Source organism: Paenirhodobacter hankyongi (assembly GCF_003664585.1).
Classification (GTDB): domain Bacteria; phylum Pseudomonadota; class Alphaproteobacteria; order Rhodobacterales; family Rhodobacteraceae; genus Rhodobacter; species Rhodobacter hankyongi.
In genome coordinates, this window is sequence record NZ_RCHI01000016.1 from 12386 (window position 1) to 27053 (window position 14668).

A 14668-nucleotide genomic window follows, 5' to 3' on the forward strand; every position below is an offset into this window, starting at 1 on the left:
GGGGGTCAGATCAGCCCGCGCCGCACCGCCTCGGCCACGGCATGGCTGCGGTTGCGCGCGCCGAGCTTGCGCACCGCGGCGTTGAGATGCATCACCACCGTCGGCACCGAGCGCTCGATCAGCCGCGAGGTCTCCTTGGCCGAAAGCCCGCGCGCGGCATGGTCGAGGCATTCGCGCTCGCGCGCGCTCAGCACCGGGCGGGCGGCAGTCAGCCGCCGTCCGGGCGAGCCGATCTCGTTCTGGAACGCCTGCGCCATCAGCGCAAAGCCCGGCAGCACCTGCAGCGCGACGCGGCCGAAGGCCTGTCCGGGCCCGTTCCACAGCCCGTTCACCGTGACATAGCCGCCATCGGGCAGATGGATCGGCACGGTGATGCCGTTGACGAAGCCGCTCGCCGAGATGAACTCGACCACCGGGCGGGAATGCTTGGTCAGATAGCTCTGGCTCAGCTCGCCCGCCTCGGCGTCATAGCTCCAGATGAAGGGCGCGACCGAATTCACCGCCACCGCCTGCACCGGATCGTGGCGCGCATAACCGCGCCCGCACCAATAGTCGATCATTCCCGGATCGAGATTGCGCACCACCATCACCGAGGGCGGCATCACCGCCCCGTCCGCCTCGTGCCGCGCGGGGGTGTAATCATAGATCAGCGCCGCCGCACCGAAGCCGCGCGCGACCTCGAAGAAGCGGTCCACCCCGTCCTCGAGCGTCTCCGCCCCGAGCCCGGGCCCGAAGCCTCCGACCAGATGCGAGGCAACCGTCAGCATCGCCGTCCCCCTGAACCGCCCCGGTCGCCGGACCGGGCCACTATCATTTTTGATAGGTTACGCGGGACCGAGCCTTGCCACAATATCGACAGGCAGAGCGCCCGGTGCGCCCGAAACGTGAGAAACGATGCCGACCCGTGGCGAATGGCCTGAAATTCGAGCAGTCTTCTTGTGCGATCCGTCCAACCCCGCGGACGGTCCGACCTGCTCCGGCCGCCGCCGCGACTCGGGAAAAAACACCGTGCAGCGCAGGGGCCTTCCCCGCCCTGCCCGGACAAAACAATCCAACAAGGAGTTGACCATGATCACGAAGCTCACCCCCGCGCGCCCCGGACGCTGGGCGGCGACGGTCGCGACGATCGCCCTTCTGGCCGGGCTCGCGCCCGGCTTCGCCGCGGCCCAGGACGCGCATCGCGGCGGCACGCTCAGGCTGGTGTCGGTGTCCTCGCAGGGCACGCTCGACCCGCATGTGAACTACACCTCGCAGTTCTGGCAGCTGTACGCCTTCCTCTATGACGGGCTCGTCGGCTTCAAGAAGGTCGGCGGCCCGGAAAGCAAGGAGGTCGTCGCCGATCTCGCCGCGGCCCTGCCCGAGGTGTCGAACGACGGCAAGACCTATACCTTCACCCTGCGCAAGGGGGTGAAGTTCTCGAACGGCAAGGAGATGACCACCGACGACGTGGTGGCCTCGTTCCAGCGCATCTTCAAGGTGCTGGGCCCGACCGCGGGCACCTTCTACAACGGCATCGTCGGCGCCGATCAGTGCCTTGCCGCGCCGGCCGACTGCACGCTTGCGGGCGGCATCGTGGCCGACAAGGCCGCCGGCACGGTGACGATCAATCTCGTCGCGCCCGATCCGGAATTCCTGTTCAAGCTGAGCGCGCCGCATGCCTCGATCCTGCCGGCCGAGACGACGGCCAAGGACAACGGCAACGCGCCGATCCCGGGCACCGGCGCCTACATGGTGAAAAGCTATGATCCGAACAACTCGATGGTGATCGTGCGCAACCCGGCCTTCAGCGAATGGAGCAAGGACGCGCAGCCCGAAGGCCATGTCGACGAGATCGACTATACCTTCGGCGGCACCGAGGAAGCCGCGGTGAACGCGATCCTGAACGGCCAGGCCGACTGGATGTTCGACCAGCCGCCGGCCGACCGTCTGGCCGAACTGAGCACCGCCGCCCCCGACCAGATCCACCTCGCGCCGCTGTCGGCGTGGTGGTACGCGCCGATGAATGTGAACCTCGCGCCCTTCAACGACGTGCGCGTGCGCCAGGCGCTGAACTACGCCATCGACCGCGACGCGCTCGTCTCGCTCTTCGGCGGGCCGGCGCTCGCGCAGCCCGTCTGTCAGGTGCTGCCGCCCGAGTTCCCGGGCCATGTGGATCAATGCCAATACACGCTCGATCCCGGCGACAGCTGGAGCGCGCCCGACATGGACAAGGCGATGCAGCTGGTCGAGGAAAGCGGCACCAAGGGCGAGAAGGTCACCATCGTGACCGAGGACAACGCCGCCTCGCGCGGGATCGGCACCTATCTGCAGTCGGTGCTGAGCGATCTGGGCTACGAGGCCGCGGTGCAGACGATCTCGGGCGATATCCAGTTCACCTATATCCAGAACACCAACAACAAGGTGCAGCTGTCGATCAGCCAGTGGTATGCCGATTATCCGGCCGCCTCGAACTTCCTCAACGTGCTCTTCGGCTGTGACTCGTTCCACCCCGGTTCGGATGCCTCGATCAACATCGCGGGCTTCTGCGACAAGGGCATCGACGACCGGATGAAGGCCGCGATCGCGCTTGGCGCGACCGATCCGGCCGCCGCCGATGCGGAATGGGCGAAGATCGACGGCGCGGTGATGGAGGCCGCGCCGGCGCTGCCGCTCTTCACCCCGAAGCAGGTCGACCTGCTCAGCACCCGGGTCGGCAACTATGCCTTCTCGAACCAGTATCACTGGCTGATCGCGAACGCCTGGGTGCAGTGAGCCGCGACAAGAACAGGGGCCCGAGATGACGACCGACCAACCCGAAACGGGCTCCATGCCTCCGGCGGATGCGGCCGGGGGCGCGCTGCCGCCGCCCGCCGGCCCCTGGCGCCGTGCGCTTCAGGGCCTTGCCTCGAGCCGCACCGCGGTGCTCTCGGGGCTCGGTCTTGTGCTCATCGTGCTGGCGACGGTGCTGGCGCCGGTCTATGCGAAACATGTCGCGCAGACCGATCCCTTCCGCTCGGGGCTGAGCGCCAAGATCATGATCGACGGCAAGCGCAGCCCGGTGATGGAGCGCTCGACCGAGGGGCTTGGCCTTGGCGTCACGCCGATCGGGCCGACCTGGGGGCCGAAATATTTCCTCGGCGCCGACACCCAGGGCCGCGACGTCGCGGCGCGGCTGCTCTATGGCGGGCAGAATTCGCTGGTTATCGCCGGGGCGGCAACGCTGCTGTGCCTGGTCTGCGCCGCGGTGATCGGCATCGTCGCGGGCTATGCCGGTGGCAGGGTCGATACCGTGCTGTCGAACCTGATCGACATGATCTGGGCCTTTCCGGTCTATCTGCTGGCGATCTCGCTCTCGATCGTGATGCTCGGCAAGACCTTCGAGATCGGGCCGATCCACATCAGTTCCTCGAGCCTCGTGGTGCCGATCATCATCATCGGGCTGGTCTATGTGCCCTATGTCGCGCGGCCGGTGCGCGGCCGGGTGATCGCCATCACCAACAGCGACTTCGTGCTGGCGGCGCGCGGGCTGGGCATCCGCCCCTCGCGCATCCTGTGGCGCCACATCCTGCCCAATGTCGCGACCACGCTGATCGTCTTTGCGCCGATGCTGATGGCGCTGAACATCGTCACCGAAAGCTCGCTGTCCTTCCTGTCGGTCGGCGTGCAGGCGCCGAATGCCAGCTGGGGCACGATCTTGCAGGACGGTCAGGCGCTGCTCTACTCGCGCCCGGTCGTGTCGATGGCGCCCGGCATCGCGATCATGGTGACGGTGATGCTGCTCAACCTGTTCGGGGACGTGCTGCGCGACATCCTCGACCCGAAATCCGTGCGGGGGCGCTGATGCTGGCCGTGATCCTGTCGCGCCTCGCGCGGATGGTGGTGGTGATGGTCGGCATCAGCGTCATCACCTTCCTGATCTTCTTCGCCACCCCGGGCGCCGACCCGGCGGCGCGCATTGCCGGCCGCAACGCCGCCCCCGAGACGGTGACCGCCGTGCGCCACGACTTCGGCCTCGATCGGCCGATCTGGGTGCAATACGGGGTGATGATGCGCAAGATGTTCGTCACCGGCGACCTGACCTCCTTCGTCAACCGCGGCCAGAAGATCGTGCCGACGCTGACCGCCGCCGCGCCGGTGACGCTGTCGCTCGTCGCGGGCGCCGCGGTGCTGTGGATGGCGCTTGGCGCCGCCACCGGGATCATCGCCGCCGCCTTCAAGGACCGGCTGCCCGACAAGATCCTGATGGGCGTGTCGATGATGGCGGTCGCCATGCCGGTGTTCTGGGTCGGCGAGATGGTGAACCTTGTCACCCAGAGCCGGCTGCATGACACCTGGGCCTTCTCCTGGGTGCCGCCGCTCGGCTATGTGCCGCTGAGCGAAAGCCCGGCGCGCTGGTTCCTCGCCCTCATCTTCCCGTGGATCACGCTCTCGTTCCTCTACATCGGGCTTTACGGCCGGATGCTGCGCACCGGGATCATCGAGACCTATCAGGAAGATTATATCCGCACTGCCCGCGCCAAGGGGCTGACGGCGCGGCGGGTGCTGCTCAAGCATGCCACCCGCGCCGCGATCATCCCGGTCGTCATCATGTTCGGCATGGATTTCGGCGTGCTCGTCGGCGGCGCCGCGGTCCTGACCGAGGTCGTCTTCGGCCTGAACGGCGTCGGCCGGCTGACCTATCAGGCGCTGAAGGTGCTCGACCTGCCGATGATCATGGCCGCGGTGCTCTACGCCTCCTTCTTCGTCGTGCTCGCGAATGCGGTCGTCGACCTTCTGTGCATCCTGATCGACCCGAGGCTGCGGCGCAAATGACCGAAAGACCGACCTTCCCCATGGCGGACCACCCCACCCCCGGCGCGCCCTCCCCGATCCTGTCGATCCGTAACCTGCGTGTCGCCTTCCAGGGCGCCCGCGGCGCCTGGAACGAGGTGGTGCACGGGCTGTCGCTGACCGTCGCGGCGGGCGAGACCGTCGCGCTGGTGGGCGAATCCGGCTCCGGCAAGAGCGTCACCTCGCTTGCGCTGATGCGGCTTCTCGACCCCGCGACCAGCCGCATCACCGGCCAGGTCACCCTCGACGGCGCCGAGGTGCTGTCGCTCTCCGAGGCCGAGATGGTCGCACGGGTGCGCGGCCGCATTGCGGCGATGATCTTCCAGGAGCCGATGACCAGCCTGCACCCGATCTACACGGTCGGCGAGCAGCTGATCGAGGCGCTGTGCTGTCACCGCCCGATGCCGCGCGCCGAGGCGCGCCGCGCCGCCGTCGCGCTGATGGAGCGGGTGCGCATCCCCGATGCCGCGCGCCGGCTCGATGACTATCCGCACGCCTTCTCGGGCGGGATGCGGCAGCGGGTGATGATCGCGATGGCGCTGGCCTCGCGGCCGAAGCTGCTGATCGCAGACGAACCGACGACCGCGCTCGATGTCACCGTTCAGGGCGAGATCCTGTCGCTTCTCAAGGAGTTGCAGGAAGACTACGGGATGGCGATGCTGTTCATCACGCATGACATGGGGGTGGTGGCCGAGATGGCCGACCGCACCGTCGTGATGCTGCGCGGCGATGTCGTCGAGGAAGGCCCGACGGCGCAGGTGTTCCACGCGCCGCGCGCGCCCTACACCCGCGCGCTGCTGGCAAGCGTGCCGGCGCTCGGCTCGATGCGGGGCGAACCGGTGCCGCTGCGCTTTCCCGCGATCGATCCGGCGAGCGGGGCCGCGACGCCGGGCCTGCCGCTCGCCCGCCAGCCCGACCTCGGCACGCCGCTTCTCGAGGTGCGCGACCTCGTCAACCGGTTCGACGTGCGCGGCGGGCTGCTGCGGCGCAAGGTGGCGCGGGTGCATGCGGTCGAGAACGTCTCCTTCGCGATCCACCCGGCCGAGACGCTGGCGCTGGTGGGCGAGTCGGGCTGCGGCAAGTCGACCACCGGGCGCTCGATCATCCGGCTTGCCGGGGGCACCTCGTCAGGCTCGGTGCGACTGGATGCGACCGAACTCTTCACCCTCTCGCCCGGCCGGCTGCGGCTGCAGCGGCGCGAGATCCAGATGATCCCGCAAGACCCGCTCGCCAGCCTCAACCCGCGCATGACGATCGGCGAGGCACTGGTCGAGCCCTTCCTCGAGCACCGCATGGGCCCCGCCGCCGAGGCCCGCGCCAAGGCCGCGCGGCTGATGGATCAGGTCGGGCTGAGCCCCGCCATGCTCGAGCGCTTTCCGCATGAATTCTCGGGCGGGCAGCGGCAGCGGCTGTGCATCGCCCGCGCGCTGATGCTCGACCCGCGGGTGATCATCGCCGACGAAAGCGTCTCGGCGCTCGATGTCTCGGTGAAGGCGCAGGTGGTGAACCTGCTGCTCGACATCCAGGAGCGCACCGGCATCGCCTTCCTCTTCATCTCGCATGACATCGCCGTGGTCGAGCGGATCAGCCATCGCATCGCGGTGATGTATCAGGGCGAGATCGTCGAGATCGGGCCGCGCGCCGCGGTGATGGAGACGCCGCAGCACCCCTATACCCGCCGCCTGATCGAGGCGGTGGCCGTGCCCGACCCGGCCCGGCGTCACCTGCGCCGCACACAGCCGCCGTCCGAGCTGATGAACCCGATCCGTCCGCTCGATTTCGTGCCGCCCGAACGGCGCTACCGCGAGGCCGGCCCCGGCCATTTCGTGCGCGAGGACTGATCCGGGCGGCCCGCCCGGCCGCCCTCCCCCGTTTTTCCCTGAGGTCTTGATCCCATGCCCGTCACCCTGTCCGCCGTTGCCACCACGTCCCGCACGCTTGTCCTGCCGCTCGATGCGACGCTCGCCCTTGGGCCGCGCGCCGCGGCCCTTGATGCCGCGGCGGGCGGCGCGATCACCCGCGCGCTTGCCGCCGCCCGCTTCACTGCCGCCGAGGGCACCTGCCTCGACCTCTTCGCGCTGCCGGGTCTTGATGCCGCGCGGATCGTGGTGCTGGGCCTCGGCGCGCCCGGCGCCGGGGCGCTGGCCGCCGCGCGCGCGGGGGCCGCGCTTGCCCGCCATCTGGAGACCGCCGGCGAAAGCACCGCGACGCTGATCTTCGACGGCACGGATGCCGCGCAGCTTGCGGCGCTGGTGCATGGCGTCCGGCTGGGGAACTATCGTTTCGGGCTGACCGCGCAGGGAGAAAGCCCCTTCGCGCTGAGCCTGACGCTTGCCACCGATCTCGAGCCCGGCGCGGCGCTCTCGCGGATGGAGGCGGTGGCCGAGGGCGTGTGCCTTGCCCGCGACCTGGTGAACTATCCGGCCAGCCACCTGAACCCCGACAGCTTCGCCGATTTCCTTGCCCCGCTCGCCGCCGCCGGCATCGCGATCGAGGTGCTCGATGCCGAGGCGCTGGCGCGGATGGGGATGAACGCGGTGCTGGCCGTCGGCGCGGGCTCGGCCCGCGCGCCGAAGGTGATCGTGCTGCGCTATCGCCCGGCGGGCAGCCCCGTCGCGCCGATCGCCCTTGTCGGCAAGGGGATCTGCTTCGACGCCGGCGGACTGGCGATCAAGTCGGGCCCGCAGATGTTCGACATGCGCGCCGACATGAGCGGTGCCGCCGCGGTCGCCGGCACGATGCTGGCCCTTGCCCGGCAGGGCAGCCGCGAGCATGTCGTGGGCGTTCTGGGCATCGCCGAGAACCTGCTCTCGGGCAGCTCCTACAAGCCCGGCGACATCGTCACCACCTTCGCCGGCAAGACCGTCGAGGTCTATGACACCGATTGCGAGGGGCGCATGGTCCTGGCCGACATCCTTGCCCTTGCCGCGCGCAGCGAGCCGCGGGTGATCGTCGATCTCGCGACGCTGACCTATTCGGTGATGCAGGGGCTGGGCCATGTCTTCGCCGGGCTCTTCGCCACCGACGACGGGCTGGCCGAGGCACTGCTGCGCGCCGGCGAGACGGTGGGCGAGCGGTTCTGGCGACTGCCGCTCGATCCGGCCTATCAGGAGGCGCTGCGCTCGCCGGTGGCCGATCTGCGCCAGCACGCCGAGGACCTGCACGACGGCGACGCGCCCCATGCCGCGGCCTTCCTGCACGCGTTCACCGGCGGCTTCCCCTGGGCGCATCTCGACATCGCCGGCAAGGAGCTTGCGGCGAAGGAGATGCCCCTTGCCCGCCGCGGCGGCACCGGCTTCGGCGTGCGCCTGCTCGAGGAATGGATCGCCGGCCTCGCCCCCGCCGAGGGCTGACGCCCCCGACTCCGCCGCGGGCGGGCGCCCCGGACGGGCCCACCCCGGCACTGGTTGCGATTCAGGATCAGCCCGTTTTCGGATCACTCTCCGGGTAAAGAGATCAAAAAACGGGCTGAAATCCGCGGCATCGCCGCGCAGCACCTGTCCATTCGGACCATCGGCCGATTTTACGCTTGTCTCGCGCGGCCGGCCGATGCCAGCTTCAGGGCACATCGGACACTCCCGAACGGCATTCGCGCCTCGCTTCGACACCGCCTCCCGCGGCTCGTCGGCGGGGCGTTTTTGCGTTTCGGACATCGCACAGGCGTCAGGCGGACATGAAGACACAGGTCGAACTCGGATTGCTCTACTCCCGTTCCGGGAGCTATTCGCTGATCTCCGAGGCCTGCCGCACCGGGGCGCTGAGCGCCATCGACCATATCAACGCCGATCCCGCGGTTCCGCTGCGCTTCGTGCCGGTCGAGCGCGACCCGCGCGGCAATATCGACGCCTACGGCCCGCTGTGCGAGGAAATCCTGCGCGACAGCTCGGCGCGGCACGTGATCGGCTGCGTCACCTCCTGGAGCCGCAAGGAGGTGATCCCGACCCTCGAGAAGGCCGGCGGCACGCTGTGGTATCCGGTGCCCTATGAGGGCTTCGAGGCCTCGGACCACGTCGTCTACACCCACGCCTGCCCGAACCAGCACCTGCTGCCGCTGCTGGGCTGGGCCTTCGCCCGGCTCGGCCGGCGCGGCTATCTGACCGGCTCGAACTACATCTGGGGCTGGGAGATGAACCGGCTGGCGCGCGAGGTGATCTCGGGCGCGGGCGGCGAGGTGCTGGGCGAGCGCTATCTGCCGCTCGGCTCGGTCGATATCGGCCGGATGATCGAGGAGATCCGCGCCACCCGCCCCGATTTCATCCTGAACAACCTGATCGGCCCGTCGCAATATGCCTTCCTCGCCGCCTATCGCCGGCTTGGCGAGGAGGTCGCGCATTTCCGCCCCGAGACCTGCCCGATCCTGTCGTGCAACCTCACCGAATGCGAGCTGGCCGCGATCGAGCCCGCCGCGGCCGAGGGGCTGGTCGCCGCCGGCCCCTATTTCCGCGGCGCGACCGGCTGGCCCGGGGCGCAGCGCAGCTTCGGCTCCTCGCACGAGGCGGCGGCCTGGTCGGCGGTGCACCGGCTGGCGCGGCTGCTGTCGGGCCATGCGGGGGCAACGCGCGAAAGCCTCGCGCAGCTGCTCGCCCATGCGCCGGGCGGCACCGAGGGCATCGACCCCGCCACCCATCACACCGAACTGCCGGTGCTGATCGCACAGGTCGAGAACGGCGCCTTCGCGATCCGCGAACGCTTCGCGGCGCGGATGGGCGACCCCTATCTTTCCCATGGGCGCGAGGCGGCGCTGCCCGCCGCGCCGCGGCTGAAGGTGGTGTGATGAAGCGCAAGGTCCGGATCGCGAACCTCGGCGGCGCGCGCGCCTATATCCTGCACCGGCCGCACCCGACGGTGCAGGCGCTCGAGCGCCAGCTGCGCGCCATCGGGCTGACGGTGGTGCAATGCTGGCCCGAGCTGCCGGCCGAGGCGATCGCCGCCGATTTCCTGTTCTTCGACGTCGACCAGGGCTTCGACGAGCAATTCCCCTGGCGCCCGGGCGAAAGCCCGATGCCGATGATCGCGCTGATCGGATCGGAGGCACCGGGCCGGATCGAATGGTCGCTCGAGGCCGGGGCGCATGCGCAGCTGCTCAAGCCCGTGGGCGACGGCGGCGCCTATTCGGCGCTGCTGATCGCGCGGCTCGCCTTCGAGGCACGGCAGTCGCTCTCGGCACAGATCGCCGATTTGCGCCGCCGCCTCGACGAGCGCCAGACCGTGGTGCGCGCCGTCACCCTTTTGGCCGCGCGCGGCAAGGGCGAGGCCGCGGCCTATGACCAGCTGCGGCAGATGGCGATGGCCTGGCAGGTGAGTTTCGAGGATGCGGCGCGGCGCGTCGTGGCCAGTCATGACAGACAGGAGGACGGCAATGACCGACGTGATCTCGGCTGAGGCCGCCCCGCAACCGCAAGGCGCGCTGCGCCGGCTGCTGCAGTGCAAGCTTGCCCTGATCGGGCTGGCGCTGATCGTGGTGGTGACGGCGGGGGCCATCTTCGCCCCCTGGATCGCCCCCTTCGCGCCCGAGGACCAGATGTTCGACGGGCTCACGCTCGAGGGCGCGCCGATGCCGCCCGGCGACAAGTTCTGGCTCGGCACCGACCTGCTCGGCCGCGACCTGTTCTCGCGCATCCTGTTCGGGGCGCGCACCTCGCTGGTGATCGGCGTGGTGGCGAACGGGCTCGCGCTGCTGATCGGCACGCTGATCGGCGTCACCGCGGGCTATTTCCGCGGCTGGATCGGCGCCGTGCTGATGCGCTTCACCGATCTGATGATGGCCTTCCCGGCGCTCTTGCTGGCGATCTGCCTCGCGGCGATCTTCACCCCCTCGCTGTGGATCGTGGCGATGGTGATCGCGCTGGTGAACTGGGTGCAGACCGCCCGCGTCGTCTACACCGAGACCTCGGCGCTGGCCGAGCGCGAATTCGTCGCGGCCGAGCGCACGCTCGGCGCCGGCACCGCGCGGATCCTGTTTCGCCACATCCTGCCGCATCTGGTGCCGATGATCATCGTCTGGGGCACGCTCGGGATCTCGACCACGGTGCTGCTCGAGGCGACGCTCAGCTATCTGGGCGTGGGGGTGCAGCCGCCGACGCCGAGCTGGGGCAACATCATCTTCGAGAACCAGACCTATTTCCAGGCCGCGCCGTGGCTTGTCTTCATCCCCGGCGCCGCGATCCTTGCGCTCGCGCTGGCCTTCAACCTTGTGGGCGACGCGCTGCGTGACGTGCTCGACCCGACCCAGCGGGGGCGTGACTGATGCTGGCCTATGTGTTCCGCCGCCTCGTGCAATCCGCACTGATCCTGCTTGGCGTGTCCTTCATCACCTTCCTGCTGCTCTATGTGCTGCCCGCCGACCCGGTGCGCCAGATCGCCGGGCGCTCGGCCACCCCCGAGACGGTCGAGAACATCCGCCGGCAGCTGGGCCTCGACCAGCCCTTCGTGGTGCAATACGGTCGCTATCTGGCCGGGCTGTTCCAGGGCGACATGGGCCGCAGCTACCTGCAGAAGACCGAGGTCGCGGCGCTGATCATGGCGCGGCTGCCGGCGACGCTGCTGCTGATGCTGGGCGCGATCGTGGCCGAGCTGGCGATCGGGCTCAGCCTCGGCGTTCTGGCCGCGGTGCGCCGCGGCGGTGCGCTTGACCAGTCGCTGATGATCACCTCCTTCGTCGCGGTCTCGGCGCCGCAATTCGTCGTCGGGCTGCTGCTGCTCTACGTCTTCGCGGTCAAGCTCGGCTGGTTCCCGATCGGCGGCTATGGCCATGCCTCGAACCTCGTGCTGCCGGCGATGACGCTCGGGATCATGGGCTCGGGCTGGTACAGCCGGATGATGCGCTCCTCGATGATCGACGTGCTGCGTTCGGACTACATCCGCACCGCCCGCGCCAAGGGGCTCGGCCGGGCCCGGGTGCTGGCGCTGCATGCGATGCCGAACGCGATCCTGCCGATCATCGCGATGATCGGCATCGACATCGGCATCTTCATGTCGGGCATCGTCGTCGTCGAGAGCGTCTTCGGCTGGCCCGGCATCGGCCAGCTCGCCTGGCAGGCGATCCAGCGCGTCGACATCCCGATCATCATGGGCGTCACGCTGGTCTCGGCCTGCGCCATCGTGCTCGGCAACCTTCTGGCCGACCTCGTCACCCCCTTCATCGATCCGCGCATCAAGCTGCGCTGAGCCTTTCCCGAAGACCCCGCCTTACGGGGCCCCACTCACGACCACCACCGATCCAACAGACGGAGACCAAGATGAGCCTGATGAACAAGCTGCTGGCGACGAGCGCTCTTGCGGTGTCGCTGTCCTTCGCAAGCCTCGCCGCGGCGCAGGACTATACCCCCGATCCGAACGCCAAACCCGGCGGCAACATCGTCATCACCTACAAGGACGACGTCGCCACGCTCGACCCGGCGATCGGCTATGACTGGCAGAACTGGTCGATGATCAAGTCGATCTTCGACGGGCTGATGGATTACGTGCCCGGCACCACCGAGCTGCGCCCGGGCCTTGCCGAAAGCTACGAGATCTCGCCCGACGGCAAGACCTACACCTTCCACCTGCGCAAGGGCGTGAAGTTCCACAACGGCCGCGAGATGACCGCCGAGGACGTGAAATATTCGCTCGACCGCGTCACCACGCCCGCGACGCAATCGCCCGGCGCGGGCTTCTTCGGCTCGATCGCCGGCTATGACGCGATGGCCGACGGCTCGGCCACCAGCCTGTCGGGCGTGACCGTCCTCGACCCCGCCACCGTGAAGATCGAGCTGTCGCGCCCGGACGCCACCTTCCTGCACGTGATGGCGCTGAACTTCTCCTCGGTCGTGCCGAAGGAGGAAGTCGAGAAATGGGGCGCCGATTTCGGCAAGCACCCGGTCGGCACCGGCGCCTTCAAGCTGAGCGACTGGACGATCGGGCAGAAGTTGCTGCTGACGAAGAACGCCGACTACTGGCGCGCCGGCCTGCCCTATCTCGACAGCGTCACCTTCGAGGTCGGCCAGGAGCCGATCGTGGCACTGCTGCGCCTGCAGAAGGGCGAGGTCGACATCCCCGGCGACGGCATCCCGCCGGCGAAATTCACCGAGGTGATGAACAACCCCGACGAGAAGAAGCAGGTCGTCGTCGGCGGCCAGCTGCAGACCGGCTACATCACGCTGAACGTCGAGATGAAGCCCTTCGACAACGTCGAGGTCCGCCGCGCGATCAACATGGCGATCAACAAGGACCGGATCGTGCAGATGATCAACGGCCGCGCCACCCCCGCGACGCAGCCGCTGCCGCCCTCGATGCCGGGCTACACCAAGGATTACACGGGCTATGCCTTCGATCCGGCGAAGGCCAAGGCGATGCTGGCCGAGGCGGGCTATCCCGACGGCTTCCAGACCCAGCTCTATGTGATGAACACCGACCCGAACCCGCGCATCGCGCAGGCGATCCAGCAGGATCTGGCGGCGATCGGGGTCAAGGCCGAGATCAAGGCGCTGGCCCAGGCGAACGTGATCGAAGCGGGCGGCACGCCGAAGACCGCACCGATGATCTGGTCGGGCGGCATGGCCTGGATCGCCGACTTCCCCGATCCGTCGAACTTCTACGGCCCGATCCTCGGCTGTGCCGGCGCGGTCGAGGGCGGCTGGAACTGGTCGTGGTACTGCAACAAGGATCTCGATGCCGAGGCGGCCAAGGCCGATTCCATCGTCGATCCGGCGAAGCAGGACGAGCGGCTGGCGCTGTGGTCGGATGTCTACATGAAGATCATGCAGGACGCCCCCTGGGTGCCGGTGTTCAACGAGAACCGCTACACGATGAAGTCGGCGCGCATGGGCGGCAGCGATGACCTCTATGTCGATCCGGTCTCGATCCCGGTGAACTATGATTATGTCTATGTGACGGAGTGAACGCATATGTGCAAAGCCTGCGGCTACACGATCCACGGCGCGCAGCACCATTTCGGCTGGGACAACTCGCTTGCCCCGGTCGAGACGGTGGCGCCGGGCGCGACCATCCTCTTCCACTGTCTTGACGCCTCGGCGGGCCAGCTTGGCCCGTCCTCGACGGTCGAGGATGTGAAGACGCTCGATTTCGGCAAGATCAACCCGGTCTCCGGCCCCGTCTATATCGACGGGGCGATGCCCGGCGACGTGCTGAAGGTGACGATCGACAGCTTCGCCCCGCGCGAGGAAGAGGGCACCGCCTGGGGCTGGACGGCGAATATCCCGGGCTTCGGCCTGCTGGCCGACCAGTTCACCGAAGCGGCGCTGAACATCTGGAAATATGACGCCGCCGCGCCTGGTCAGGCGCTCTGGGGCCGCCACGGCAAGGTGCCGCTGAAGCCCTTCTGCGGCACCATCGGCGTCGCCCCCGCCGCGCCGGGCGAGCATTCGATCGTGCCGCCGCGCCGGGTCGGCGGTAACCTCGACATCCGCGATCTGGCGGCGGGCACCACGCTCTACCTGCCGGTCGAGGTCGAGGGCGCGCTGTTCTCGGTGGGCGATACCCATGCCGCGCAGGGCGACGGCGAGGTCTGCGGCACCGCGATCGAAAGCCCGATCGACACCGTGCTGACCTTCGACGTGGTGAAGGGCGAAAGCCTGAAGTTCCCCCGCTTCACCACGCCCGGCCCGGTCACCCGCCATCTCGACACCGCGGGCTACGAGGTCACCACCGGCATCGGTCCCGACCTGATGGTCGCGGCGCGCGATGCGGTCGCGGGCATGGTCGACCTGCTTTCGGCACGGCACGGCATGGCGGCGGTCGACGCCTACATGCTGGTCTCGACCTGTGGCGATCTGCGGATCTCGGAGATCGTCGACATGCCGAACTGGGTGGTCAGCTTCTACTTCCCGCGCAGCGTGTTCGAATGAGCGCCACAGCGGAA

12 protein-coding genes are annotated in these 14668 nt (G+C 68.7%); 11 read left to right on the top strand and 1 reads right to left on the bottom strand.

The window, feature by feature from the left end:
- Positions 1-5 precede the first annotated feature (5 nt).
- Complete coding sequence (locus DYS74_RS14655) at positions 6-767, bottom strand: helix-turn-helix transcriptional regulator (RefSeq protein WP_121534433.1); 762 nt, start codon at positions 765-767, stop codon at positions 6-8.
- A 301-nt stretch (positions 768-1068) separates the two neighbouring features.
- Between DYS74_RS14655 and DYS74_RS14660 the strand changes: the two genes are divergently transcribed.
- From DYS74_RS14660 to DYS74_RS14710, 11 genes are all read left to right on the top strand, one after another.
- Complete coding sequence (locus tag DYS74_RS14660) at positions 1069-2751, top strand: ABC transporter substrate-binding protein (protein WP_121534434.1); 1683 nt, start codon at positions 1069-1071, stop codon at positions 2749-2751.
- A gap of 25 nt (positions 2752-2776) precedes the next feature.
- Complete coding sequence (locus DYS74_RS14665) at positions 2777-3820, top strand: ABC transporter permease (RefSeq protein WP_220668856.1); 1044 nt, start codon at positions 2777-2779, stop codon at positions 3818-3820.
- Positions 3820-4791: an ABC transporter permease gene (locus DYS74_RS14670; RefSeq protein WP_121534435.1), complete on the top strand. Its 972-nt coding sequence runs from the start codon at positions 3820-3822 to the stop codon at positions 4789-4791. The genes DYS74_RS14665 and DYS74_RS14670 overlap by 1 nt, the downstream gene beginning before the upstream one ends.
- Positions 4788-6650: an ABC transporter ATP-binding protein gene (locus tag DYS74_RS14675; RefSeq protein WP_245965295.1), complete on the top strand. Its 1863-nt coding sequence runs from the start codon at positions 4788-4790 to the stop codon at positions 6648-6650. Before DYS74_RS14670 ends, DYS74_RS14675 begins: the two co-directional genes overlap by 4 nt.
- 54 nt (positions 6651-6704) lie before the next feature.
- Entirely contained in the window at positions 6705-8162 is a 1458-nt protein-coding gene (locus DYS74_RS14680; protein WP_121534437.1) for a leucyl aminopeptidase family protein, read from the top strand.
- 320 nt (positions 8163-8482) lie between these two features.
- The gene (locus DYS74_RS14685) at positions 8483-9583 is read left to right on the top strand and encodes a transporter substrate-binding protein (RefSeq protein WP_121534438.1); all 1101 of its coding nucleotides are present in this window, start codon (positions 8483-8485) and stop codon (positions 9581-9583) included.
- Positions 9583-10191: an ANTAR domain-containing response regulator gene (locus DYS74_RS14690; protein ID WP_121534439.1), complete on the top strand. Its 609-nt coding sequence runs from the start codon at positions 9583-9585 to the stop codon at positions 10189-10191. Before DYS74_RS14685 ends, DYS74_RS14690 begins: the two co-directional genes overlap by 1 nt.
- Complete coding sequence (locus DYS74_RS14695) at positions 10169-11056, top strand: ABC transporter permease (RefSeq protein WP_121534440.1); 888 nt, start codon at positions 10169-10171, stop codon at positions 11054-11056. Before DYS74_RS14690 ends, DYS74_RS14695 begins: the two co-directional genes overlap by 23 nt.
- Positions 11056-11976: an ABC transporter permease gene (locus DYS74_RS14700; RefSeq protein WP_121534441.1), complete on the top strand. Its 921-nt coding sequence runs from the start codon at positions 11056-11058 to the stop codon at positions 11974-11976. Before DYS74_RS14695 ends, DYS74_RS14700 begins: the two co-directional genes overlap by 1 nt.
- 80 nt (positions 11977-12056) lie before the next feature.
- Positions 12057-13688 (top strand): ABC transporter substrate-binding protein, encoded by a 1632-nt coding sequence (locus tag DYS74_RS14705; RefSeq protein ID WP_121534509.1) that lies wholly within the window; start codon positions 12057-12059, stop codon positions 13686-13688.
- A 6-nt stretch (positions 13689-13694) separates the two neighbouring features.
- Positions 13695-14654, top strand: a complete 960-nt coding sequence (locus DYS74_RS14710; protein WP_121534442.1) for an acetamidase/formamidase family protein — start codon at positions 13695-13697, stop codon at positions 14652-14654.
- Positions 14655-14668 lie beyond the last annotated feature (14 nt).